The sequence below is a fragment of the Kitasatospora sp. NPDC051164 genome (assembly GCF_044455625.1).
Lineage (GTDB): Bacteria > Actinomycetota > Actinomycetes > Streptomycetales > Streptomycetaceae > Kitasatospora.
The window spans coordinates 27,405-50,954 of the sequence record NZ_JBITFB010000019.1 but is presented as its reverse complement, the minus strand read 5'-3'; the positions used below and the strand labels follow the sequence as shown (position 1 = coordinate 50,954).

At 73.0% G+C, this 23,550-nt stretch carries 16 protein-coding genes; 9 read left to right on the top strand and 7 right to left on the bottom strand.

Annotated elements, in window-relative coordinates:
• Nucleotides 1–68 precede the first annotated feature (68 nt).
• The gene (locus tag ACIBEC_RS27105; RefSeq protein ID WP_360508171.1) at nucleotides 69–2,186 is read left to right on the top strand and encodes a beta-galactosidase; all 2,118 of its coding nucleotides are present in this window, start codon (nucleotides 69–71) and stop codon (nucleotides 2,184–2,186) included.
• Between the two features lie 71 nt (nucleotides 2,187–2,257).
• Here the strand turns inward: ACIBEC_RS27105 and ACIBEC_RS27100 are convergent, their stop codons facing one another.
• The 4 genes from ACIBEC_RS27100 to ACIBEC_RS27085 all read right to left on the bottom strand — a co-directional run bounded on the left by ACIBEC_RS27100 (nucleotide 2,258) and on the right by ACIBEC_RS27085 (nucleotide 7,417).
• Nucleotides 2,258–3,346 carry an aldose epimerase family protein gene (locus tag ACIBEC_RS27100; RefSeq protein ID WP_360508169.1) on the bottom strand — a complete coding sequence of 363 codons (1,089 nt, stop codon included), beginning with the start codon at nucleotides 3,344–3,346 and terminating at the stop codon, nucleotides 2,258–2,260.
• A gap of 380 nt (nucleotides 3,347–3,726) precedes the next feature.
• Nucleotides 3,727–4,758: a LacI family DNA-binding transcriptional regulator gene (locus ACIBEC_RS27095; RefSeq protein WP_360508166.1), complete on the bottom strand. Its 1,032-nt coding sequence runs from the start codon at nucleotides 4,756–4,758 to the stop codon at nucleotides 3,727–3,729.
• Nucleotides 4,759–5,178: 420 nt separating this feature from the next.
• Nucleotides 5,179–6,666, bottom strand: coding sequence for a SulP family inorganic anion transporter (locus tag ACIBEC_RS27090; RefSeq protein WP_360508164.1), 1,488 nt, complete (start codon nucleotides 6,664–6,666; stop codon nucleotides 5,179–5,181).
• Nucleotides 6,667–6,814: 148 nt separating this feature from the next.
• Nucleotides 6,815–7,417: a carbonic anhydrase gene (locus ACIBEC_RS27085; protein ID WP_360508161.1), complete on the bottom strand. Its 603-nt coding sequence runs from the start codon at nucleotides 7,415–7,417 to the stop codon at nucleotides 6,815–6,817.
• 510 nt (nucleotides 7,418–7,927) lie between these two features.
• Here ACIBEC_RS27085 and ACIBEC_RS27080 point away from each other — a divergent pair.
• The 4 genes from ACIBEC_RS27080 (at nucleotide 7,928) to ACIBEC_RS27065 (ending at nucleotide 13,186) form a co-directional block, all read left to right on the top strand.
• Nucleotides 7,928–10,576 (top strand): RICIN domain-containing protein, encoded by a 2,649-nt coding sequence (locus ACIBEC_RS27080; RefSeq protein WP_360508158.1) that lies wholly within the window; start codon nucleotides 7,928–7,930, stop codon nucleotides 10,574–10,576.
• Nucleotides 10,577–10,710: 134 nt separating this feature from the next.
• Nucleotides 10,711–11,730: an expansin EXLX1 family cellulose-binding protein gene (locus tag ACIBEC_RS27075; protein WP_396289053.1), complete on the top strand. Its 1,020-nt coding sequence runs from the start codon at nucleotides 10,711–10,713 to the stop codon at nucleotides 11,728–11,730.
• A 131-nt stretch (nucleotides 11,731–11,861) separates the two neighbouring features.
• Nucleotides 11,862–12,392, top strand: coding sequence for a SigE family RNA polymerase sigma factor (locus ACIBEC_RS27070; RefSeq protein WP_360508153.1), 531 nt, complete (start codon nucleotides 11,862–11,864; stop codon nucleotides 12,390–12,392).
• Nucleotides 12,389–13,186, top strand: coding sequence for a hypothetical protein (locus tag ACIBEC_RS27065; RefSeq protein ID WP_360508150.1), 798 nt, complete (start codon nucleotides 12,389–12,391; stop codon nucleotides 13,184–13,186). The genes ACIBEC_RS27070 and ACIBEC_RS27065 overlap by 4 nt, the downstream gene beginning before the upstream one ends.
• Nucleotides 13,187–13,490: 304 nt before the next feature.
• On the opposite strand, the gene ACIBEC_RS27060 is transcribed toward ACIBEC_RS27065, so the two are convergent.
• The 3 genes from ACIBEC_RS27060 to ACIBEC_RS27050 form a co-directional block, all read right to left on the bottom strand.
• Nucleotides 13,491–15,497 (bottom strand): fructose-specific PTS transporter subunit EIIC, encoded by a 2,007-nt coding sequence (locus ACIBEC_RS27060; RefSeq protein ID WP_360508147.1) that lies wholly within the window; start codon nucleotides 15,495–15,497, stop codon nucleotides 13,491–13,493.
• A 211-nt stretch (nucleotides 15,498–15,708) separates the two neighbouring features.
• Nucleotides 15,709–16,668 (bottom strand): 1-phosphofructokinase, encoded by a 960-nt coding sequence (gene pfkB / locus ACIBEC_RS27055; protein WP_360508144.1) that lies wholly within the window; start codon nucleotides 16,666–16,668, stop codon nucleotides 15,709–15,711.
• Nucleotides 16,665–17,426 (bottom strand): DeoR/GlpR family DNA-binding transcription regulator, encoded by a 762-nt coding sequence (locus ACIBEC_RS27050; protein ID WP_360508141.1) that lies wholly within the window; start codon nucleotides 17,424–17,426, stop codon nucleotides 16,665–16,667. The genes pfkB and ACIBEC_RS27050 overlap by 4 nt, the downstream gene beginning before the upstream one ends.
• Nucleotides 17,427–17,764: 338 nt before the next feature.
• Here ACIBEC_RS27050 and ACIBEC_RS27045 point away from each other — a divergent pair, with 338 nt between their 5' ends.
• The 4 genes from ACIBEC_RS27045 (at nucleotide 17,765) to ACIBEC_RS27030 (ending at nucleotide 23,424) form a co-directional block, all read left to right on the top strand.
• Complete coding sequence (locus ACIBEC_RS27045; protein ID WP_360508138.1) at nucleotides 17,765–18,037, top strand: HPr family phosphocarrier protein; 273 nt, start codon at nucleotides 17,765–17,767, stop codon at nucleotides 18,035–18,037.
• The gene (gene ptsP / locus ACIBEC_RS27040; protein ID WP_360508135.1) at nucleotides 18,034–19,692 is read left to right on the top strand and encodes a phosphoenolpyruvate--protein phosphotransferase; all 1,659 of its coding nucleotides are present in this window, start codon (nucleotides 18,034–18,036) and stop codon (nucleotides 19,690–19,692) included. The genes ACIBEC_RS27045 and ptsP overlap by 4 nt, the downstream gene beginning before the upstream one ends.
• A 358-nt stretch (nucleotides 19,693–20,050) precedes the next feature.
• Nucleotides 20,051–21,592 (top strand): cellulase family glycosylhydrolase, encoded by a 1,542-nt coding sequence (locus tag ACIBEC_RS27035; RefSeq protein WP_360508132.1) that lies wholly within the window; start codon nucleotides 20,051–20,053, stop codon nucleotides 21,590–21,592.
• Nucleotides 21,593–21,606: 14 nt separating this feature from the next.
• A complete protein-coding gene (locus tag ACIBEC_RS27030) occupies nucleotides 21,607–23,424 on the top strand; it encodes a glycoside hydrolase family 6 protein (RefSeq protein ID WP_360508129.1) in 1,818 nt (605 codons plus the stop codon).
• Nucleotides 23,425–23,550 lie beyond the last annotated feature (126 nt).

The following is a 23,550-nucleotide window of genomic DNA, read 5'->3' as shown; positions in this document are numbered from 1 at the left end:
AACCGTCCTGCCCACCCCGGCCGTCGGCCCGTCGGCGGCCGGAGTTCCTCACGTCCCGAGGTGAACCCATGGTCCCGCTGCCCCCGCGCGTCCTGTTCGGCGCGGCCTATTACCACGAGTACCAGCCGTACGAGCGGCTCAAGGAAGACCTCGACCTGATGACGGAGGCGAAGTTCACCGTCATCCGGGTCGGCGAGTCCGTCTGGTCGACCTGGGAGCCCGAGAACGGCCGGTTCGAGCTGGACTGGCTGACGCCGGTGCTCGACGGCGCCCACGAGCGCGGTATCTCCGTCGTCCTCGGCACCCCCACGTACGCCGTGCCGCCGTGGCTGGCCCGGCAGTACCCGGAGATCGTCACCGAGCAGGCGACCGGCCGGCCGATGGGCTGGGGAGCCCGCCAGGAGGCCGACTTCTCCCACCCCGCCTTCCGCCACCACGCCGAACGCGTCACCCGGGCGATCCTCGCCCGCCACGCCTCCCACCCCGCCGTCATCGGCTTCCAGGTGGACAACGAGCCCGGTCTGCGCCTGCCGCACAACCACGGCGTGTTCCAGCGCTTCGTCGACCACCTGCGGCACACCTACGGCGACGTGGAGACCCTCAACCGGGAGTGGGGCCTGGTCTACTGGTCGCACCGGCTCTCCACCTGGGCCGACCTGTGGCGGCCCGACGACAACCAGCAGCCGCAGTACGACGTCGCCTGGCGGGCGTTCCAGGCCCGCCAGACCACCGAGTTCGTCGCCTGGCAGGCCGACATCACCCGGGAGTACGCCCGGCCCGACCAGTTCGTCACCACCTGCCTCGCCTACAACCACCCGGCGCTGGAGGACGACGAGATCACCGACGCCCTGGACGTCACCGCGGGCAACCCGTACTACGACATGCAGGACGCCCTCGCACTGCCCGACCCCACGCCCGAGGACCACGAGCAGTGGTGGAAGACCGCCGGCGTGTGGGCGCTGTACCAGAGCGCCGACCGGATCTTCTCCTCCCGCCAGGAGCCGTTCCTGGTCACCGAGACCAACGCCCAGGCCATCAGCGGCACTTCGGAGAACCGGCCGGCCTTCGACGGCCAGTGGCGGCAGGCCGCCTGGGCCCTGGTCTCGCGCGGCGCGCGGATGATCGAGTACTGGCACTGGCACACCCTGCACTTCGGCGCCGAGACGTACTGGGGCGGAATTCTGCCGCACAGCGGCAGGCCCGGCCGGGTGTACGCCGAACTCGCCCGTCTGGGGGCCGAGTTCGAGACGGCGGGGGCGCTGGTCGCCGGACTCGACCCGGACGCCGACATCACCATGGTCTACTCGATGCCCAGCAAGTGGCTGATGCAGAAGTACCCGCCGCTCGCGAAGCCGGACGGCAGCCCCGACCCGGCCTCCTACCACCGCGTCTTCGACCCGTTCTACCGCGGCGCCTTCGAGGCCGGCCGCCAGGTGCGAATCCTGCACGCCCGCCAACTGCACGACGCCCGGGGGGAGCGCCACGGCGTGGCACCCGACGTGGCTGCCCGGCGCCACCCCGTCCTGATCGTCCCCGGGCTGTACCTCGCCGAGGACTCGCTGCTGGACTGGTTCGCGGCCTACGCCGAGGCCGGCGGCCACCTCGTGCTCGGCCCCCGCACCGGCTACGCCGACCACGAGGCCCGGGCCCGCCACGAGACCGCCCCGCCACGCCTGACGGCAGCCGCGGGCGCCTGGTACGACGAGTTCAGCAACCTGCCCGCGGACCTCCCGCTGCGCGCCGTACCCGGCAGTGCGCTGGCGCTCCCGTCGGGCACGACCGCGACCCGCTGGGTGGAGGGCCTCACCGCCACCGATGCCACCGTGCTGGCCGGGTACGACCACCCGCACTTCGGCCGCTGGTCCGCCGTCACCACCCGCGCCCACGGTGCCGGCCGGGTGACCTGCGTGGGCACGGTGCCCGGACGCGACCTGGCCCGGACGCTGGCCGCCTGGCTGGCCCCCGCCGCCGCCAGTGGCTGGCGTGACCTGCCCGCGTCCGTCACCGCGACCACCGGGACGGCCCCGGACGGGCGCCGCGTCCACGTGGTGCACAACTGGAGTTGGCAGCCCACCCGCGCCCAGGCCCCGGTGAACCTCACCAACGTCCTGGGCGGCGCCTCGGTGCCCGCCGGCGGGTCGGTCTCCCTCGGTGCCTGGGACGTGCGGGTCTTCGTCGCGGACTGAGGACGGAAAAGGTGGAGGGGCGATGGGCCCCGCCGGGCCCACCGCCCCTCCACCGCTCGGCGGCCGCGCCGCTACTGGGTCGAGAAGCGGTACACCGTCTTCGACCGGTACTTCTCCCCCGGGCGCAGCAGGGTGGAGGGGTAGTCGGGCCGGTTGGGCGAGTCCGGGAAGTGCTGGGTCTCCAACGCGATGCCCGCGTGCGCGGCGTACCGGCGGCCTGATCGACCGGTCAGCGAGCCGTCGAAGTGGTTCCCGGTGTAGACCTGGAGCCCCGGCTCCGTGGTCAGGCACTCGACGTGCCGGCCGCTCACCGGGTGGCTCAGCAGGGCGGCCCGGCGGAACCCGGTGCCGCCGAGCACCCAGTTGTGGTCGAACCCGCCGCCAGCCGCCAGGAGTTGGGGGTTCTCCGCGGTGATGCAGGTACCTATCCGCCGGGCGCGGCGCAGGTCGAACGGAGTGCCGGCGACCGGCTCGACCGGGCCGAGCGGGATCAGGTCGCCGTCCACCGGGAGGTACCCGGCGGCCTCGACGCGGAGCAGGTGGTCGAGCACCGTTCCACGGCCCTCGCCGGCCAGGTTGAAGTACGCGTGGTTGGTGAGGTTGACGACCGTCGGCGCGTCCGTGGCCGCCTGGTAGGTGATCGAGAGCTCGCCGCCGGAATCGAGCAGGTACGTCACCTCGGCGGTGACGGCCCCCGGGAACCCCTGGTCCCCGGCGGGGCTGCGCAGGCGGAAACGGACGCCGACATGCCGGTCCGCCCGGACCGGAACGCCGTCCCAGAGGCGGGTGGCGAAGCCGTCCGGACCACCGTGCAGGGTGTGCCCGGTGAGCTGGGTGGCCAGCCGGTACGTCGCGCCGTCGAGGGGCAGCACACCGCGCGCGATCCGGTTGGCATAGCGGCCGACGGTCGCGCCGAGGTACGACGCTTGGCCGAGCAGGTCCTCGATGCTTCCGCCGCCGAGGACCACATTGGCCGTCCGCCCGGCCCGGTCCGGCGCGTTCAGGGCTTGGAGGCGGGCGCCCAGGCTGAGCACCTCCGCCGTCACCCCGGCCCGGGAGCCGAACGTCCAGCGGGTGATGCGCCGGCCGTCCGGCATGACCCCGGCGACCTCCTGGGCCACCATCAGGTCGCCGGGGGAGACGAGTACGTCTCTGGGCACGGGCTGCTCTCCGTTCAACGGGGTGCGGGAAAGGAGTTCGGGCTGAGGGGTTCAGGATGAGGCGAGGTCGTCGATCACTTCCTCGTCCTTGGTGGGGAGTCTGCAGGGTGGCCTGTCGCCGGTGCGGTCATCGGCCGGGGCAGGGCAGAGCACACCGGCGACAGGCTCCGTTCCGCTACCTCTCCCTCTGAAGAGCGGAACGAGTGGCCGTCGGCCAGGCAAACGGAAGCGGGATGCGGTGGCCTGGCCGACGGAGTGGGAAGGGCGTTGTCGTCAACGCTCACGATGATTGTTAGCGCTAACAAAGATGCTGTCAAGGCAGGTCCGCGACCGGAGCCCGCGATCCGGGTGATCGGGGCCGCTGCGGATCGGCTACCGGTTCACCGTCGGAGGGCCGGGCCCACGCTGCGGCGCAGCACCAGCTCCGGGGTGATCTGCGCATGGGTCGGCGAGGGGGCGGTGCTCCCCAACTCCCCGACGAGCAGTTCCAGGGCGCGGCGGCCGAGTTCGCCGAAGTCCTGGCGCACGGTGCTCAGCGGCGGGATGAAGTAGGCGGCCTCGGGGATGTCGTCGAAGCCGACCACGCTGATCTCGTCGGGGACGGACCGGCCGGCCTCGTGCAGGGCGCGCAGCAGGCCGAGGGCCATGTGGTCGTTGGCGCAGAAGACGGCGGTGACGTCGGGGAGTTGCGCGATCCGCAGTCCCGCCTGGTAGCCCGAGCGGGCGCTCCAGTCGCCGCGCTCCACGTCCGGCACGGGGGCTCCGGCCGCCTGCAGCGTGAGGCGCCAGCCCTCCTCGCGGTCCTGGCTCTCCACCCAGTTGGCCGGCCCCGCCAGGTGGTGCACGGTACGGTGCCCCAGGTCGAGCAGGTGCCCGGTGGCCTCCCCGGCACCGAAGCGGTTGCCCACCGACACCATGGGCACCCGGGTCTGGTTGCCCGACCCGACCGCCACGATCGGCACCGAGCTGGAGAGCCGAGCCACCGCACTGACGGCGGAGGTCTGCGGCGCGATCACGACGACGCCCTCCACACCCTGGTCGCGCAGCCGGTCCACGGCCTCCTGGACCGACCGGCCGTCCAGGGAACGCAGACTGGCCACGCTCACGAAGTAGCCGGCGCTGCGCGCGGCCCGCTCGATGCCGTCCAGCATCGAGGCCGGGCCATAGAGCGTCGAGTCGAAGCTCACCACGCCGAGAGTCTGCGAGCGACGGGTGACCAGCGCGCGGGCGGCGGAGTTGGGCCGGTAGTCCAGCTCCCGTATGGCCGCCAGCACCCGGTCCCGGGTGCCGGGCCGCACGTGCGGGGCACCGTTGAGCACCCGGGACACCGTCTGATGGGACACCCCCGCCAGCTTCGCCACGTCCGACATCACGGGCTGGCGCTGTTCCGTCCCGGCACTCTCGGTTCCCACTCGCAGTCCCCTCCTCGGCACTGTCGACCACAGTACGCGACCAGGTCCAGGCCAATTCGTCACCCTCGGTTCAAAGGGCGGCTCCCTTCATACCAGCCACGCAGGGTGCTCACATCTGTCTACATTGCCAAGTTAACGCTCACATCCGCGCCACGGAGGTGATTGCCGAGATCACCGTCTCGCTGCCCGCACGGCGACAGCGAGCGGTGAGGGGTTCGGCACTCAGCGCGTTCGGATCAGGATCGGATCGGTGAGCGGTCTCCCCTCCGCCCGCCTCTCCGCGCAGACCACTCTCCATGCGGTCCTCTGCGCGCAAGAGAGGTTCCGGAGTCCGGTGCGGAAGGCGGGAACCGACGGGGCCGGGGTGATCCCCGAGCGCGGAAACCTGCCGACCGCCCGGGCGCCGGAGTCGTCCTCCGGTCAGGCCACCGCTACCGGGAGCCCGACCAACTCGGCTGAGCCGCTGCGGTTGTGGCGCTCCTGCCACTGCTCCAGGGCGGTGCGGCAGGCGTGGTCGAGGTGGCGCACGCCGGAGAGGTCGAGCCGGACGGGCCGGTCGGCGGGCAGTTCCTCCAGGGACTCCAGGGTCTCCAGCAGCCGGGGCAGCCGAAGGAAGGTGGCGTTGCCGTGCAGGGTCACGCGCACGGCACCGTCGGCCGGATCGACGACCGCGATGTGGAGGTGCGAGGTGTCCCAGGCACTCTTGAGCACCGCGAGGAGCAGGCCGAGCAGCACGCCTTCGAGCAGGTTGGTCACCACGATGGTCAGGGCGGTGACCGTCAGGATCGCCGCTTCGCCGCGATCGGCCCGCCAGAGCGGGCGCAGCGTACGGACCGGGACCAGCTTGGCGCCGGCGTGCACCAGGACGCCGGCCAGGGCGGCGAGCGGGATGACGGAGAGCGCGGCCGGGAACAGCGCGGCGAAGAGCAGCAGCCACAGTCCGTGCAGGACCCGAGAGGCCTTGGTGCGGGCGCCGGCCTGCACGTTGGCAGCGCTGCGGACGATCACGGCGGTCATCGGGAGCGCGCCGAGGATTCCGCAGACGGTGTTGCCGACGCCCTGCGCGAGCAGCTCGCGGTCGTAGTCCGTGCGCGGGCCGTCGTGCAGCCGGTCGACGGCCGCGGCGCTGAACAGGCTCTCGGCCGAGGCGATCAGTGCGAACGCGAGCGCCGTGCCGAGGACGCCGAGGCTGCCGAGCGCCGCGAGTTCGGAGCCGCCGGGCAGGTGGACCACCCCCGCGAGACCGGCCACCCGGACCCGGGCGACGGGCAGGTCGAACAGCGCGGTGACGGCCGTCGCGGCGGCGACGGCGGCGAGCGGTGCGGGCACCCTCCGGACCCGGGCGGGCAGACGCGTCCAGAGCAGCAGGACCGCCACCGTCGCGGCGCCGATCGCGGCGGCGGCGAGGGCCTGCGGGCTCCTGGCGACATCGGCGGCCAGGCCCGGGAGGCCGGCCAGTTTGGCGAGGCCGTCGGCCGGTCCCTTGGCGTCGGCCAAGGCGTAGAGCTGACCGGCGATCAGGACGAGACCGATCCCGGCGAGCATGCCGTGGACGACGGAGACGGATATCGCCCGGAACAGTCGGCCGAGTCGGGCCGCGCCCATGGCGAGTTGGAGCAGGCCGGCCACGGCGGTGATGACGCCGAGGGTGGCGAGGCCGTGTTCCTGGACGGCGGCGAAGACCAGCACGGTCAGGCCGGCGGCGGGGCCGGACACCTGGAGGCTGCTGCCGGGCATCAGCCCGGTCACCAGGCCACCCACGATGCCGGTGATCAGGCCGAGTTCGGCCGGTGCACCGGAGGCGACGGCGACGCCCACGCAGAGCGGGAGCGCGACCAGGAAGACGACGATGGAAGCGGGGAGGTCAGAGCGCAGAGTGCTCAGCCGAAGGGCGGGACGACGGGTCATCGGGTCCTCGGGAGAGTAGCGGTGCGGACGGTGTCGGTCCGGAGGGTGGTGGTGGCGCCGCGGGGCGCGGGCTTTGCTGGGCTGGGGGCCGTGGATCACCGACGGGGCACCCCGATTCGCAGCGGCTTCACAGCGGACTCACGCGAACTCACAGCGGCAGGAAGAGGTTGCTGTCGGGCCGGTGGGCGAGCACCAGCCCGGTGTGGATCTCGTAGAACCAGCCGTGCAGCCGGATCCCGCCCTCGCGCAGCCGCCGCGCGACGGCCGGGTAGCCGCGCAGCCGGTCCAGCTGGGTGAGGACGTGGCGCTGCACGGGCCCGGCGACCGTGGGATCGAACACGTCCGCGCCGTCCGCGCCCAGTTCGGCCCGGTCGGCCTGGCCCAACCAGGCACGGACGGCGGGAACGACGCTGAGGTCCTCGCCGCGGACCACGGCGCCGACGGCACCGCAGTGCGAGTGGCCGCAGACCACGATGTCGCGGACGCCGAGCACCTCGACGGCGTACTCGATGGTGGCGGCCTCGCCCGAGGCGAGCTCGTCCCGGTAGGCGGGGACGATGTTGCCGGCGGTGCGGAGCTCGAAGAGGTCGCCGGGGTCGGCGTTGGTGATCAGCGCGGGCACCACGCGCGAGTCCGAGCAGGTGATGAAGAGGGCCTGGGGTGCCTGGCCGGCGGCGAGGCCGGTGAGTTCCCGGCCGGTGTCGCCGGCGCGCTGCGGGAAGGCCCGGGCCCGGTCGATGAGCGGATCCATGGGGTTTGTGCCTCCTTCGTGACCCCTGCGGTTTCGGCCGGAGGAGCGATGGACGGGGCGGTGCCTCGGAAACGTGCGTTCCAGGCGGAAGGGTGCGTCAGCACGACGGGCGCGGCACGCCGCTGGGCCGCGTCGCCATCGGTGCCGCTCCGGCGGCCTGATGGCGCGTCAAGAGCGAGTAAAGCACGGCCATGAGAAGAGTAAAGACGCGTTCCGGGCGCAAGTTGTGCCGATCTCGTTAACATCCTGTTGCCTCGAACGGCAGGGAGCCTTCCGCTCTGGAAAGCCGCCACCCGGACGCGCGCCCTCGGGAGGTGCTCCCGTGCCTCCTGCTCACGGCTCGGCCGAAAAATTTCCGAACGGGCGGCAACCTCCCCCGCGACGGCGGCAACTGACAGGCGACACCGAGGGCGTCACACCCACGGATCGTCCGATCCCACCGCCGACCGCCGGCGCGCACCCCGACCAGACGGGTGTGCGTCAGCGGGGCCGAAGCAAGGAGTAGCACCCATGAACGAGACGGATCCCACCGCGGACGGCCGTGGCCGGCGCACCCGCGCGGCCGGTGGCGTGCGGCGTCCCCGTGGGCGCCACCGTCGGCGCTGGACCACGCTGGGCCTGGCGCTGGGCGTGCCCGGGGTGCTCGGCCCGTACCTGCTGTTCGTGCAGGCCGACTCGAAGGCCGCCTCGGTGGACCCCGACGCCTACTACACGCTGGTGTCCGTCCGCAGCGACAAGGCCCTGGACGTGCCCGGTGCGGACGCGGCCGACGGCGCCTGGGCCCGGCAGATGAACCGCGTGGCCGGGGCAGTGAGCCAGCAGTGGCGGCTGCGGCTGGCGGCGGACGGCTACTACGAACTGGAGAACCGCAGCAGCCGCAAGGTCCTCGGGGTGCGCGGTGACTCCGCGCAGTCCACCGCCGCCGTGGAGCAGCAGAGCGACCACGCCTCCGCCGCGCAGCAGTGGCGGATGGCGGACGCGGGGGACGGCGCGGTGAAGTTCGTCTCCCGCGCCAGTGGCATGGTGCTGGACGTGTGGGGCGGTGGCAGGGACGAGGGCGTCCCGCTCATCCAGTACGCGGACCGGGGCGCCACCAACCAGCAGTGGAAGCTGGTGAAGGTATCCGGTACGGGCGGGTACACCTGGCACAACGCGCAGATCGTCGGCGGCGGGTTCGTCACCGGGCTGGTCTTCAACCCCGCCCGCAAGGACCTGCTGTACGCCCGGACCGACATCGCCGGCGCGTACCGCTGGGACGCGGCCGCCGGACGGTGGACCTCACTGACCGACTGGATCGGCGGGGCGGACTGGAACCTGCTGGGGATCGAGAGCCTGGCCACCGACCCGGTCGACCCGAACCGCCTGTACCTCGCGAGCGGCACCTACACCAACGACTGGGCGGGCAACGGCGCGATCCTGCGCTCCACCGACCAGGGCCGGACGTTCCAGCGCACCGACCTGCCGTTCAAGCTCGGCGGCAACGAGGACGGCAGGTCCATGGGCGAGCGGCTGGTGGTGGACCCCGACAACCACGGCACGCTCTACCTCGGCACCCGCAAGAACGGCCTGTGGCGCAGCACCGACTACGGCGCGACCTGGAGCCAGGTCGGCGGCTTCCCCGTCAAGGACGGTGCGAGCAGCGGGGTCGGCCTGTCCTTCGTGACCTTCGGCCCGTCCGGCAGCCGGACGATCTACGTCGGCGTGGCCGACAAGTCCACCTCGCTGTACCGCTCCACCGACGGCGGCACCACCTGGCAGGCCGTCACCGGCCAGCCCACGGGGCAGCTGCCGCAGCACGGCGTGCTGTCCGGCGACGGCTCGTTCTACCTGACGTACACCAACGCGCCCGGCCCGAACGGGGTGACGGCCGGATCGGTGTGGAAGTACACGCCGTCCACCGGAGCCTGGAAGAACGTCTCGCCGTCCAGCGGCAGTTACGGCTTCGCCGGGCTGGCGGTCGACCCGCAGCACCCGTCGACGGTGATGGTCACCACGCTGGACCGCTGGTGGCCCTCCGACGAGCTCTACCGCTCGACCGACGGCGGCGCCACCTGGAAGGCGCTCGGCGCGACCTCGGAGCGGGACAACTCCGCGGCGCCGTACGTGGGTACCGGCATCGGGCACTGGATGGGCGCGCTGGCCATCGACCCCTTCGACTCCGGGCACGTGCTCTACGGCACCGGGTCGGGCATGTGGGGGAGCAACGACGTGACGGCGGCGGACAGCGGACGCCCGACGCACTGGACCGTCCCGGCCAAGGGCCTGGAGGAGACCGCCACGCTCGGGCTGGCCAAGCCGCCGGGCCTCCCGCTGATCAGCGCGCTCGGCGACGTCAGCGGATTCCGGCACGACGACCTGACCAAGGTCCCCGCGAAGGCACTGAGCGGGCCGCTGTTCTCCAACACCACCGGTATCGACTTCGCCCAGGCGAAACCGGAGTTCATGGTGCGGGTCGGCCTCGGCGGCCAGCAGCACGGCGCCTACTCGACCGACGGCGGCGCGGGTTGGGCCCCGTTCCCGAGCGCTCCGGTGGCCGACGCGGGCGGCGGGTCCACGGCCGTCTCGGCGGACGGCACCACCGTGGTGTGGGCTCCGGCGGGCCAGGTCCCGTTCGTCTCCACCAACCGTGGCGCGTCCTGGGCGGCGGCCTCCGGCCTGCCCAAGGACGCGACCGTGGTGGCCGACCGCTCGGCGGCGAACACCTTCTACGCCCTCAGCGGCGGCACCCTGTACGCGAGCACCGACGGCGGGAGGCACTTCACCGCCCGCGGAACCGGTCTGGGCGACGGGCAGCTCAAGGCGGTCCCGGGCGTCGCCGGAGACCTGTGGATCGCCGGCGGGGGCAACGGCCTGCGGCACTCCGCCGACGGCGGGGCGAGCTTCCGCAAGCTCGACGGCGTGGAGGGGGCGAGCGCCATCGGTTTCGGCAAGGCCGCGCCGGGCGCCGGCTACCAGGCCCTCTACCTCAGCGGGAAGGTGAAGGGCGTCATCGCACTGTTCCGCTCCACCGACGGCGGCTCGACCTGGGTCCGGATCAACGACGACCAGCACCAGTTCGGCGGCAGCAACATCAACGTCATCACCGGCGACCCCGACGTCTACGGCCGGGTCTACCTCGGCGGCTACGGCCGCGGCGTGGTGTACGGCGACCAGTCCTGACCTCGCCGGCCGGCCCGCGGGCCGGCCACGGAAAGAAGCCGGGCCATCGGTGCCGGACCGGACCGGCAACCTTTCCGCCTTCGGCGGCCACTGAGTGGTGCAACGTCGACTCGATCTACCGGAATTGGATGGGCATGAGGGCAACGAAGCACGCCGACCCGCGGGCGCGGCGAAGGCAAGGCTTGATCGTGGGCATTCCGTTGGCAGTGGCGGCCGTCGGCGTGCTGGTGTGCCTGGCCCTCGCGCTCCTCACGGGGAACGGGGGCGGTCCCGGCCCCGACGCCGCGCAACCGGCGGCCGCCTCCGTCGCGGTCACCGAGCCGAGCGCTCCGCCCGGTACCGGTGTCCCGGTCGAAGCCACGCCCTCGGCGTCGCCGTCGCCGGCCACCAGCCCCCCGCCCTCGGCCACCGTCACCCCGTCGCCGTCGGCCACGCCCACCCCCACGCCGCGACCGTCGACCGCCACGGCCACGGCCACGGCGTCACCCTCGGCCGCCGCCGGCGGTACCCGCACGGCACCGGTCACGACGTCCCCGGCCGGGCGGATCAAGCCGGGGTCGAGCTACCCGGGCGTCGCCACGTCCTACGACGCGGCCGACGGAAACGGCGCCTGCTCGTTCGGCCCGTCCGGCGACCTCATGATCGCGGCGATGAACCACACCGACTACGAGTCGTCCAGTGCCTGCGGGGCGTACGTGCTCGTCCGCGCCGCCAACGGGGCGAGCATCACGGTGCGGATCGTCAACGAGTGCCCGCTGCCCTGCGCGCCCGGGCAGCTCGACCTGAGCCACGAGGCCTTCGGCAAGCTCGCGGAGCTGTCGGTGGGCCGGCTCCCGATCACCTGGACGCTGCTGAGCCCCGTCACGGCGCCGGACACCATGTCGATCCGGTACAAGACCGGGTCCAGCCAGTGGTGGTGCGGGATCCAGGTGATCGGCCACCGGAACCCGGTGGCCACGCTGGAGGTGCGGACCGGCGGCGGCTGGCGGCAGCTGTCCCGCACCGACTACAACTACTTCCTCTCCCCCGACGGCAGCGGATGCGGCGGATCGATCAGGGTCACCGACATCTACGGCGAGCAGCAGACCGTCGATGGGCTCGCCGTGAAGCCGGACGTCGTCCAACCGACCCGCGTGCAGTTCGCCCGGCATTGACCGCGCCGCCCGCCTGTCGGCCTGCGGGCGTGACCCTCCGGGGCGGGGACCGCCCCGCCCCGGGAACGGGCACTGCTAGTCTCATGCCGACTGTTAACGTTCACATTGCAGGGAGAGGGCGACCGGGGGAAATGCTCCTCGATGACACGTCCGCGGAATTCCACGACTTCTTCGAACGCCACTACGCCGAACTCGCCCGTCTCGCCCACCTCCTGACCGGCGAGACGGACGCGGCGGACGATCTCGCCGCGGACGCCCTGCTCGCCCTGTGGCAACGCTGGGACCGGCTCCGTGCGGCCGACCACCCGCTCGCCTACGCCCGCGGAGTGGTCGCCAACATGGCCCGGGCCCGGATCCGCAGCGCGGTCCGCGAACGGCGTCGCATCCTGCTGTTCTGGACCCGGAGCCCCGAGAAGACCGACGGACCGGACGTGGCCGCCGTGCTGGACGTCCGTGCGGCGCTCGCCCGGCTACCGTTCCGCAAGCGGGCGTGCGTGGTGCTGCGGCACGCCTTCGACCTCTCGGAGAAGGACACCGCCGCGGCGCTGGGCATATCGGTCGGTACGGTGAAGAGCCAGACCTCAAAGGGGATGGCCGAGCTGGAGAGAGCACTCGGCGCACGAGCGGTCGGCGAACTGACGACAGGAAGGAGGAACCGGTGAACGAGCACATCGCCCGGCAGCTGCGCGAGGCCGCCGAGGCCCACCACCCCGACCCCGCACGGATGCTGGCCCGCGTGCAGCGCGGCGCGGCCGGTCCCGCCGTCCGTCACCGTGCGCGGTCGGGCCTGCGGTCATGGCCCAGGGTCGCGCTCGCGGGCCTCGCCACCGCCGGCGTCCTGGCCACCGGCGGACTCGCCGTGGCCGCCATCGTCCGGACCCCGCCGCCGTCGGACACCGCCACCACCGCACCGGCCGCCCCCTCGCCGACAATCACGTCGACGCCGACGCGGTCCGCTCCCCCGACCGCCGCCCCGGCACCGGCACCGGCCCCGGCGACCACCACGCCGCCAACCGGCACCCCGGTCGGCCCTCGCCCGACCCCGTCGGCGAGCAGCCGGGCCCAGAACGGCCCGCTGTGGTCGGAGGGGTCGGTCGACCCGCACAGCAGCGTCTACTGGGCCCAGAGCAACCTCACCCTCAGGACCACCCAGCCGCTCACCTCGCTCACGGTCGAACTGCGCGTCGCGCAGACCGGCGACGTGCGCGACACCGGCAACTGGCGGACCCTGCCCGACGACGACTTCACCGTCACCGTCCAGGAGACCGGCGGCGCGCTGGTCTACCGCTGGGTGCTCAAGCCGGGCCGTTCCGTCCCGGCCGGGCAGCACGAGTTCGCCGGCCAGTACAACCACGCCACCGGCATGCGCACCTCCGCGAACGACGGCTACCGCATCGACGCCCAGTCCGCGGGTGGCTCCGCGTCCGTCTGGGGAGGCTTCCCCCCGGGCCGGTGACGGCTGGACGGTTTCTCCGGAAGCGGCCCGTGTGCCCGCTCACACGGGCCGCTTCCGCCCCGGGTGCACGCTCCCACGGCAGCCTGCCGGTTCGCGCATGGGCTCCGCGTTCCTGCCGCCGGATCCAAGAGGATCGCCGCCGGAGGCTGTGCGTGCTCCCCTTCGCGGACGCGAACGGGGCGCCCGCTCGACTGAGCGGGCGCCCCGAACCGGCCCGGACTCCGGCCCGCCGGATCACTGCCGGACGCACCTCACGAAGGCACCCCACGGAGGCACCTTGCGAAGGCACCTCGCGGGCCGTCGGTCAGGCGCCGACCAGCTCCTTCTCGGTGGCCAGGGAGTCCGGAGCCGCCGAGGTGGCGGGCCTGCGCATCCCCTTGAGCAGGACGACCACCGCGGTGGTGACCACCGTGCCCGCAGCGACCGCGATCAGGTACAGGAACGGGCTGCCGATCAGCGGAAGCACCCAGATTCCGCCGTGCGGTGCACGCAGGGTCGAGCCGAAGGCCATCACCAGGCCACCGGCGGTCATGCTGCCGACCATGTTCGCCGGGATGACCCGCAGCGGATCGGCCGCCGCGAACGGGATCGCACCCTCGGTGATGAACGACGCGCCGAGCACCCAGGCAGCCTTGCCGTTCTCCCGCTCCTCGGGGCTGAACAGCTTGCGCCGGACGACGGTCGCCAGGGCCATGCCCAGCGGCGGGGTCATGCCGGCGGCCATCACGGCAGCCATCACCTTGAGGCTGCCGGCGTCGGGGGTGGTACCCGCGGCGGTGAGCGCACCGGCCGCGAAGGTGTAGGCGACCTTGTTGAGCGGGCCGCCCATGTCGAAGGCCATCATCGCGCCGAGCAGCAGACCGAGCAGGATCGCGTTGGAGCCGGAGAGGCCGTTCAGCCAGTCGGTCAGGCCGTTCATCGCCGAGGCGATCGGCGAGCCGACCACCACGAACATCAGGAAGCCGACCACCGCCACCGACAACAGCGGGATCACCACGACCGGCATGATGCCCCTGACCGCCCGCGGCACGTTCCAGCGGATCATCCACAGCACCAGGAAGCCCGCGACCAGGCCTGACACCATGCCGCCGAGGAAGCCCGCGCCGACTGCCACCGAGACGGCACCGCCGGCGATGCCGGCCGCCAGTGCTGCCCGGTCCGCGATCGCCCAGGCGATGTATCCGGAGAGGATCGGGACCAGGAAGCCGAAGGAGATCTTGCCGGTCTGGAACAGCATCGCTGCCCAGCTGTGCGAGGAGGTCCAGTCGAAGTGGCCCAGCACGGACGGCGCGGAGGCGATCTGGTAGCCGCCGATCGCGAAGGCGAGGGCGATCAATAGTCCACCGGCCGCGACGAAGGGAATCATGTAACTGACGCCCGTCATCAGGTAGGTGCGCAGTCGCTGGGCCCAGTGCTCGCCCGCCGGTGCCTTCGGTGCGGCGACCCGGTCTGCGGCGGTACGTGCGCCACTGCCGACCCCGGCGACCAGCCCGGCGGCCTGCGCGATGAGGTCGTCGGCGCGGTTGACGGCAGCCTTCACGCCCACGTCCACGGTCGGCTTGCCGGCGAAGCGGGCGCGGTCCCGGACCTCGACGTCATGGGCGAAGATCACCGCGTCCGCGGCCGCGATCACCTCGGGGGCCAGCAGCGTCGTCCCGGCCGAGCCCTGGGTCTCGACCTGGATCCGCGCGCCGACCCGGGCGGCAGCCAGTTCCAGGGCCTTGGCGGCCATGTAGGTGTGGGCGATGCCGGTCGGGCAGGAGGTCACCGCGACCAGCCGCAGCCCGCCCTCGGTGACCGGCTCCTGAGCGGTGACCGGCTCCTGAGCGGTGACCGGCTGCGGGGTAGCCGCCGGTGCCTCCTCGCCGTTGATCAGGGCCGCGACCGCGCCCGGGCTCTCGGCGTCGCGCAGGGCACCGGTGAAAGCGGGGTCCATCAGCCTGCGGGCCAACGCGGCGAGGATCTGCAGGTGGGTGTCGTCCGCGCCGGCCGGTGCCGCGATCATGAAGACCAGGTCGGCGGGCCGTCCGTCCGGGGCGTCGAAGTCCACGCCCCTGGCGCTGCGGCCGAAAGCCAGGCTCGGTCGCGTGACATGGGCTGATCTGCAGTGCGGGATGCCGATGCCGTCGCCCATCCCGGTCGGGGCCTGGTCCTCGCGGGCGGCGACGTCGGCGAGGAAGGCGTCGAGGTCGGTGACCCGGCCCTCGGCGACCAGCCGCTGGGCGAGGGCGCGAAGCGCTTCGCTCTTGTCCTGGGGGGCGAGGTGGAGATCAACGAGTGCGGGTGTGATCAGTCCGCTGGTGTCGCTCATCGTGTCGGTCCTTCGACTGGTGCCTGAGAGTGTTCCCTTGCCCCCGGGAATGGTCGCCCTTCCGTCCCACACGGTCGGGCGTGGTGCCTCCGGCAGGAGGCGCCGGACGTTCGCCTGCGCGGTGCCCGCTCGGCCTGCCGGGTCGCAGTGGCCGCGCCGGCGCCGCGTTCGACGTCCGTCCGTCGGTGCCCTCCCACCGGGAGGGCCGTTCTCAACCGCGAAGCGGTCGTTCGAGCGGAATGTCCGCTGTCACGACCACGGCGGCCGGGTCCAGGTCCGCCGGGGTCGGCATGACGCTCCCCGGCAGTTGTACGGCGGCGGCGCCGTGCGCCAAGGCCGCCGCGAGTGCCCCGGGGCCGGTGCCACCGGCTCCGAGGAAGCCCGCGAGTGAGGCGTCGCCCGCGCCCACGTCGCTGCGTACGGCGGCGACCGGTGCGCTGCCGTACCAGCTGCCCTCCTCGGCGATCAACAGCATCCCGTCCGGGCCGAGGCTGGCGAGGACCTGTTGGGCGCCGCGCCTGCGCAGCTCCCCGGCCGCGTCCACGGCGTCGCCGACGGTGGCGACCCGGCGGCCCACGGCCTCCGCGAGTTCCTCCCGGTTGGGCTTGACCACGTCGGGGCGGGCCGAGAGCGCGGCGACCAGCGCGGGACCGGAGGTGTCCAGCGCGATCCGGGCACCGCCCGAGTGCACCTGCGCGACCAGCTCGGCGTACCACTCGGGCGCCAGTCCGCGCGGCAGGCTGCCGCAGCAGGCCAGCCAGTCCACGCCGGTCCCGGTGCCCTGTCCGGTGTGCTGGGCGTCGCGGACGCGGGCCAGCAGCGCGGCCGACTCGGCGGCACTGAGCTCGGGGCCCACCGCGTTGATCTTCGTGAGGCTGCCGCCGTCCTCGGCGATCGAGACGTTGATCCGGGTGTCGCCCGAGATCGCGACCGCCGCGACGTCGATGCCCTGGCGGCGCAGGAGGTCGGCGAGCACCTGCCCGGATGCGCCGCCCAGGGGGAGGACGGCGCTGGTGCGGTGTCCGGCGGCCGTGAGCGCGCGGGAGACGTTGACGCCCTTGCCGCCCGGGTCGAGCCGGTCGTGCCCGGCTCGGTTGACCTCGCCCAGGGCGAGCGTTCCCAGCTCGTAGGTGCGGTCGAGGCTGGGGTTCGGGGTGATGGTGACGATCATGCGCGGATGACTTCCGGTCCGTGGTTCTCGATCTCGGCGGCCTGCTCGTCGGTCAGTCCGGTGTCCGTGACCAGTACGTCCACCTGGTCCAGCGAGCCGAACCGCGCGAAGTGGCGGGCGCCGTACTTGGAGGAGTCGGCCACCAGGACCACCCGCCGGGCACCGGCGAGCATGGCCCGTTTGACGGCCGCCTCGGCGAGGTCCGGCGTCGAGAGGCCCCCCTCCGGGGAGAAGCCGTTGGTGGCGACCACCGCGACGTCGGCGTGGATGTCGGCCAGGTCGCGCAGTGCCCAGGCGTCGACGGCGGCCTGCGTGCGGTGGCGCAGCCGCCCGCCGACCAGGTGGAGGGCGAGCTCCGGATGGTCGGCCAGCCGGGCTGCGACCGGGAGAGCATTGGTGACGACCGTGAGGGCGCAGTCGGCGGGCAGCAGGCCGGCCAGCCGGGAGACGGTCGTCCCGGCGTCCAGGATCACGCTGCCCTCGCTGGGCAGCAGGGCCAGGGCCGCCTTGGCGATGCGCTCCTTCTCGGCCGCGGCGGTGGAGTCCCGTTCGGCCAGGCCGGGCTCCAGGTGCAGGGCGCCGGCGGGCAGCGCGCCGCCGTGCACCCGGTGCAGCAGACCGGCCCGGTCCAGAGCGCTCAGGTCACGCCGGATGGTCTCCTGCGTGACGCCGAAGTCCTCGGCGAGCGTCGGCACGTCCACCCTGCCCAGTTCCTGGACGAGGCGGAGGATCTGTTGCTGCCGCTCGGGTGCATACATGTGGGTTTGCGTCCGTTTCATGTCCGTTCACGCCTGACGAGGCCCGACCATACGCGCTCGGACCGAAAAAGCAAGAGCTTGTTCAGCCTCCGGTTCGCCAGCGACGGACTGCCCGAATGTGTTGACATCCCTCGGTAACCGGGCGTAGAACCAATCGAAACAACACGCCAACGGGCGTGAAACCACGAACTGCCCGGTCTCCGCCACTGCCCCCGTACCGCGAAGACCCGGGCACGAACACGGTGGCCCGCGCTTCACCCTCCGCGCGGGCCACCGTGCCCAACTTCCCGCCGATCCGGCTCCCACCCGGACCGGCGATCGTCCCCCGAGGAATCCCGATGCACTCGATCCAGGTCACCGTCGGCACCGAGAGCGGCCTGCACGCCCGCCCGGCGTCCCAGTTCGTCCGGGCTGCCGCCCTGCAGCCGGCCAAGGTCACCGTCGGCCGCCCGGGCCAGACCCCGGTCGACGCCCGCAGCCTGCTCTCCGTCCTCGCCCTGGCCGCCGGCCGCGGCGAGACCCTGGAGCTCACCGCCTCCGGCGACGGAGCCCAGGACGCACTCAAGGCGCTCGCCGACCTGCTCGCCTCCGACCTCGACGCAACGGCATGAGCCGCCCGATGCGCGGGATCGGCGTCGGCCGCGGCAGTGCCGCAGGCCCCGTCGCCCGGATGGCATCCGCACCGACGCTGCCCGCACCGAGGCCTGTCACCGACCCGGCGGCCGAGGCCGAGGCCGTCCGCGCCGCCCTCGGCGCGGTCGTCGCCGACCTGGACGAGCGCGCCGCCCGCACGAGCGGCCCCGGCTCCGAGGTGCTCGCCGCCCAGGCCATGATGGCCGCCGACCCGGCCCTCGCCGACCGGGCGGCCGCCCTCGCCGAACAGGGAACCGACGGCGCCCACGCGCTAGCCGCCGCCTTCGACGGCTTCCGCACCGCGCTGGCCGCCGCCGGCGGATACTTCGCGGAACGCACCGCCGACCTGGACGACCTGCGCGACCGCGCCGTGGCCCACCTGCTCGGTCTGCCCATGCCCGGCCTGCCCGACCCCGGTCACCCCTACGTCCTGGTCGCCGACGACCTGGCACCCGCCGACACCGCCCTGCTCGACCCCGAACGGGTTCTGGCCCTCGTCACCGTCCGCGGCGGGCCGACCAGCCACACCGCCATCCTCGCCAAGGCGCTCGGCCTGCCCGCCGTGGTCGGCTGCGCCGGCGCCGCGGCGCTCCAGGACGGCCGGCAGGTCCTAGTGCACGGCGCGGACGGCGTGGTCGAGCCCGATCCGAGTCCGGAGGCGGTCGACCGGGCCGGCGAGCACGAGCGCCGTCGCCGCGAGCGACTGGCCGGATTCCGGGGACCGGGCCGGACCGCGGACGGCCACCCGGTCACGCTGCTGGTCAACCTCGGCGCGCCCCACGAACTGGCCGGCGCGGCCGCCGCCGATGCCGAGGGCGTGGGCCTGTTCCGCACCGAGTTCCTCTTCCTGGACCGCATCGAGGCACCGGACCTCGCCGAACAGGCCGCCGCCTACCGGAAGGTCTTCGCGGCCTTCGCCGGCCGCCGGGTCATCGTCCGCACACTCGACGCGGGCGCGGACAAGCCGCTGCCCTTCGCGAGCTCCACCGACGAGGAGAACCCGGCGCTGGGCGTCCGCGGTCTGCGGACGGCCGTCCGCGACCCGCAGCTCCTGGAGACCCAGCTCGCCGCGATCGCCGAGGCCGCCGAGGACAGCACCGCGCAGGTCTGGGTGATGGCCCCGATGGTCTCGATCCCGCGTGAGGCCGCGGAGTTCGCCGCCCTGGTCCGCGCACACGGACTGCCGCAGGCCGGTGCGATGATCGAGGTCCCGGCAGCCGCCCTGCGGACCGACCGGCTGGCCGAGTTCTGCGATTTCTTCAGCGTCGGCACCAACGACCTGGCCCAGTACGCCTTCGCGGCCGACCGGACGCTCGGCACGCTCGCCGAGCTGCTCGATCCCTGGCAGCCCGCCCTGCTCGGACTGGTCGCCACCGCCGCCGCGGCCGCGGCCGAGCACGGCCGTCCGATCGGCGTCTGCGGCGAGGCCGCCGCCGACCCGGCGCTCGCCCTCGTCCTGGTCGGCCTCGGGATCACCAGCCTGTCCGCCGCACCCGCCTCGCTACCCGAGGTGCGGGCGGCGCTGGCCGCCCACACCCTCGCGCAGTGCCGCGAACTCGCCGAAACGGCCCTGCTCGCCGACGACGCCGCCACCGCGCGCAGCACGGTCCGGTCGCGCATGACGGGACACTGATCCGCGCCTCGGACATCGGGCGGTCGTCTCGTCCTCCCTCGCGCGGTCGGCCCGACATTCCCACGGGGTTGACAGGATCCGCGGGCGCCGTGCCCCCGCCCACGACCGGATGCGGTCGCGCCGTGGACGGCAGCACGGCGTTCTTACGACAGTGCTTGACCAGTGGGAGCGCTCCCACTGTGCGGGATCCCCGTGAGCCGGTCAAGAGGCTTGAAGAGTCGAACACGTCCGCTCACCAATCCCGGCAACTCCTCTTTTCCTTTGCGGCAGTTGGCGCTACGGTCAGTGCCCACCAGTGGGAGCGATTCCGTCAGTCGACGTGCCGGGAGCGGCGCGTCCTCGCTGCAAGGAGTCGCTCATGCGACACCCCCCACCCCTCACAGCGCTGTTCGGCGGCGCGGTCCTCACCCTGGTGAGTGCCGTGTCCGCCGCGGCGGGTGCGGGCCCGGGCACTGCGGCTCCGCTCGGCTGCTCCGTGGACTACTCCACGGTCAACCAGTGGGCCGGCGGCTTCCAGGCCTCCATTGTCATCACCAACAACGGTGCACCGAGCAGTGATTGGAGCCTCGGCTTCCACTTCACCGGTGGCCAGCACCTCACCCAGGGCTGGGGCGCCACCTGGTCCCAGTCCGGCACCGACGTCACGGCCACGAACGAGAGCTGGAACGGCGCGCTCGGGACCGGCACGAGCGTCACCCTCGGCATCATCGCCTCCTGGTCCGGCGCCAACCCCGACCCGACCGGGTTCACTCTCAACGGCCTTGCCTGCTCGACCGGTTCGGGATCATCCCCCGGCCCGACCGACACCCCGACCAGCACCCCGACCCCGACCAGCACCGCGACCCCGACCGGATCCCCGACCACCACCCCCGCCCCGACCGTCGGCGCGCCCGAACTGAGCGTCAGCGGCAACCGGTTGACCGACCCGAGCGGCGCCACCCGCCGCCTGCTCGGCGTCAACCGCTCCGGCGGTGAGTTCATGTGCGTCCAGGGCCACGGCATCTTCGACGGCCCGGTGGACGACGCCGCCGTCCAGGCCATCGCGGACTGGAAGGCCAACACCGTCCGGATCACGCTCAACGAGGAGTGCTGGCTCGGCCTGGACAACATCCGGCCCGAGTACCGGGGCGCCGCCTACGTCGACGCCGTCAAGGAACTGGTGACCCGCGTCCTCGCGCACGGGATGACCCCCGTGGTCGAACTCCACTGGACGTACGGCCAGTACACCGGCAACTCGGCGGGCTGCCCGGACGTGCACGCCTCCTGCCAGAAGCCGATGCCGGACGCCCGCTACGCCCCGGCGTTCTGGACCTCGGTGGCGAACACCTTCAAGGACGACCGCCGGGTGGTCTTCGACCTGTTCAACGAGCCCTACCCGGACCGGGCCACCGCCACCACCGAGCAGGCCTGGGCCTGCTGGCGCGACGGCGGCACCTGCCCGGGCATCGGCTACGAGGTGGCCGGCATGCAGGACCTCCTCGACGCCGTCCGCGCCACCGGCTCGCGCAACGTCGTGCTCGTCCCCGGCATCGCCTACGCGAACGACCTGAGCGGCTGGCTCGCCCACGCCCCCTCTGACCCGACCGGCGATCTGGCCGCCGCCTGGCACATCTACAACTTCAACTCCTGCGCCGACGAAGCCTGCTGGACCTCCGCCCTGGCCCCGGTCGCCGCCCGGGTCCCGCTCGTGGCGGGCGAGATCGGCGAGAACACCTGCGGACACGCGTTCGTCGACCGCGTCATGAAGTGGTCCGACGACCGCGGGCTCTCCTACCTGGGCTGGACCTGGAACACCTGGGACTGCTCCTCGGGCCCCGCCCTGATCAGCCGCTACGACGGCACTCCCACCGCCTTCGGCCTCGGACTGCGCGACCACCTGCGCGCCCTCGACGGACACTGAAAGGGACCCCCACCATGAGCCGCACCACCCCCACCCGCACCACACACACGCACACCACCGTCAACCGGTTGCGCAGCAGCCGGACCGCCCTGCTCGCCGCCCTCGGCCTGCTCACCGCGACCGGCGCCACCGCCACCGTGCTGTCCACCTCGGCCGGCGCCGCCGCGGCCGGCTGCCGGGTCGACTACCAGGTCTCCAACCAGTGGGACACCGGCTTCGGCGCCAACGTCGTCGTCACCAACACCGGTGACCCGCTGAGCTCGTGGACGCTGGAGTGGACCTTCGCCGGCAACCAGCAGGTCACCCAGGGCTGGAACGCGACCATCAGCCAGTCCGGGGCCGCCGCCACCGCCCGTAACGTCTCGTACAACGGCAGCCTGGCGACCGGCGGTTCCACCTCCTTCGGCTTCAACGGCTCCTACAGCGGCACGAACCCGGTGCCCACCGCCTTCAAGCTCAACGGCGTGCTCTGCAACGGCGCCACCACGACGCCGACCCCCACTCCCACCGGCACGCCGACGAGCACTCCCACGGCCACGCCCACGGGCACCCCGACGGGCACACCCACCACCCAGCCCGGCACTCGCGTCGACAACCCGTACGCCGGCGCGAAGGTCTACGTGAACCCCGAGTGGTCCGCGCACGCCGCCGCCGAGCCCGGCGGCGCCAAGGTCGCCGGCCAGCCCACCGGCATCTGGCTGGACCGGATCGCCGCCATCGCCGGCGCCAACGGCAGGATGGGGCTGCGCGCCCACCTCGACGAGGCGCTGCGCCAGAAGGGCAGCGGCGAGCTCGTCGTCCAGCTGGTGGTCTACGACCTGCCCGGCCGGGACTGCGCCGCCCTCTCCTCCAACGGCGAACTCGGTCCGACCGAGATCGACCGGTACAGGACGGAGTTCATCGACCCGATCGCGGCCATCCTCGCCGACCCCAAGTACGCCGGCCTGCGGATCGTCACCACCGTCGAGCTCGACTCGCTGCCGAACCTGGTCACCAACACCACGCCGCGTGCCACCGCCACTCCCACCTGCGACGTGATGAAGGCCAACGGCAACTACATCAAGGGCATCGGCTACGCCCTCAAGAAGCTCGGCGCCATCCCCAACGTGTACAACTACGCCGACGCCGGCCACCACGGCTGGCTCGGCTGGGACGACAACCTCGGCGCGTCCGCCGAGCTGTTCAAGCAGGCGGCGACCGCCGAGGGCTCCACCGTCGCCAACGTCCACGGCTTCATCGTCAACACCGCGAACTACAGCGCGCTCAAGGAGGACAACTTCACCATCGACGACACCGTCAACGGCACCTCCGTCCGCCAGTCCAAGTGGGTGGACTGGAACCGGTACGTCGACGAGCTCTCCTACGCGCAGGGGCTGCGCACCAAGCTGGTCTCGCTGGGCTTCGACCCCAACCTCGGCATGCTGATCGACACCTCGCGCAACGGCTGGGGCGGCGCCGCCCGGCCGGCCGGTCCCGGGCCACGCACCAGCGTCGACGCCTATGTCGACGGTGGGCGCTACGACCGGCGGCTGAACACCGGCAACTGGTGCAACCAGGCGGGCGCGGGCCTCGGCGAACGGCCGCAGGCTGCCCCGGCGCCGGGCATCGACGCGTACGTCTGGATGAAGCCTCCGGGCGAGTCGGACGGGGCCAGCAAGCAGATCCCGAACAACGACGGCAAGGGCTTCGACGGGATGTGCGACCCGACGTACACCGGCAACCCGAGGAACAACAACCACATGTCGGGTGCGCTGCCGGACGCGCCGCTGTCCGGCGAGTGGTTCTCCGCCCAGTTCCAGGAGCTGATGAAGAACGCGTACCCGGCGCTGTGACACGGCGTTGAGCACCCCCGGGCGGGGGGGGGGGCGCCCGCGGCCCCCCCCCCCCCCCCGGCCGGGGGGGGCCCCCCCCCCCCCCCCCCCCCCCCCCCCCCCCCCCGCCCCCCCGGCGGGGGCGCC

What these genes read in the sequence shown, in the direction of transcription:
- ACIBEC_RS27105 (WP_360508171.1), top strand. Translation starts at nt 69, where the DNA reads ATGGTCCCGCTGCCCCCGCGCGTCCTGTTCGGCGCGGCCTATTACCAC.
- ACIBEC_RS27090 (WP_360508164.1), bottom strand. Translation starts at nt 6,666, where the DNA reads ATGACCCGTCGTCCCGCCCTTCGGCTGAGCACTCTGCGCTCTGACCTC.
- ACIBEC_RS27085 (WP_360508161.1), bottom strand. Translation starts at nt 7,417, where the DNA reads ATGGATCCGCTCATCGACCGGGCCCGGGCCTTCCCGCAGCGCGCCGGC.
- ACIBEC_RS27080 (WP_360508158.1), top strand. Translation starts at nt 7,928, where the DNA reads ATGAACGAGACGGATCCCACCGCGGACGGCCGTGGCCGGCGCACCCGC.
- ACIBEC_RS27075 (WP_396289053.1), top strand. Translation starts at nt 10,711, where the DNA reads ATGAGGGCAACGAAGCACGCCGACCCGCGGGCGCGGCGAAGGCAAGGC.
- ACIBEC_RS27070 (WP_360508153.1), top strand. Translation starts at nt 11,862, where the DNA reads ATGCTCCTCGATGACACGTCCGCGGAATTCCACGACTTCTTCGAACGC.
- ACIBEC_RS27060 (WP_360508147.1), bottom strand. Translation starts at nt 15,497, where the DNA reads ATGAGCGACACCAGCGGACTGATCACACCCGCACTCGTTGATCTCCAC.
- pfkB (WP_360508144.1), bottom strand. Translation starts at nt 16,668, where the DNA reads ATGATCGTCACCATCACCCCGAACCCCAGCCTCGACCGCACCTACGAG.
- ACIBEC_RS27050 (WP_360508141.1), bottom strand. Translation starts at nt 17,426, where the DNA reads ATGTATGCACCCGAGCGGCAGCAACAGATCCTCCGCCTCGTCCAGGAA.
- ACIBEC_RS27045 (WP_360508138.1), top strand. Translation starts at nt 17,765, where the DNA reads ATGCACTCGATCCAGGTCACCGTCGGCACCGAGAGCGGCCTGCACGCC.
- ptsP (WP_360508135.1), top strand. Translation starts at nt 18,034, where the DNA reads ATGAGCCGCCCGATGCGCGGGATCGGCGTCGGCCGCGGCAGTGCCGCA.
- ACIBEC_RS27035 (WP_360508132.1), top strand. Translation starts at nt 20,051, where the DNA reads ATGCGACACCCCCCACCCCTCACAGCGCTGTTCGGCGGCGCGGTCCTC.
- ACIBEC_RS27030 (WP_360508129.1), top strand. Translation starts at nt 21,607, where the DNA reads ATGAGCCGCACCACCCCCACCCGCACCACACACACGCACACCACCGTC.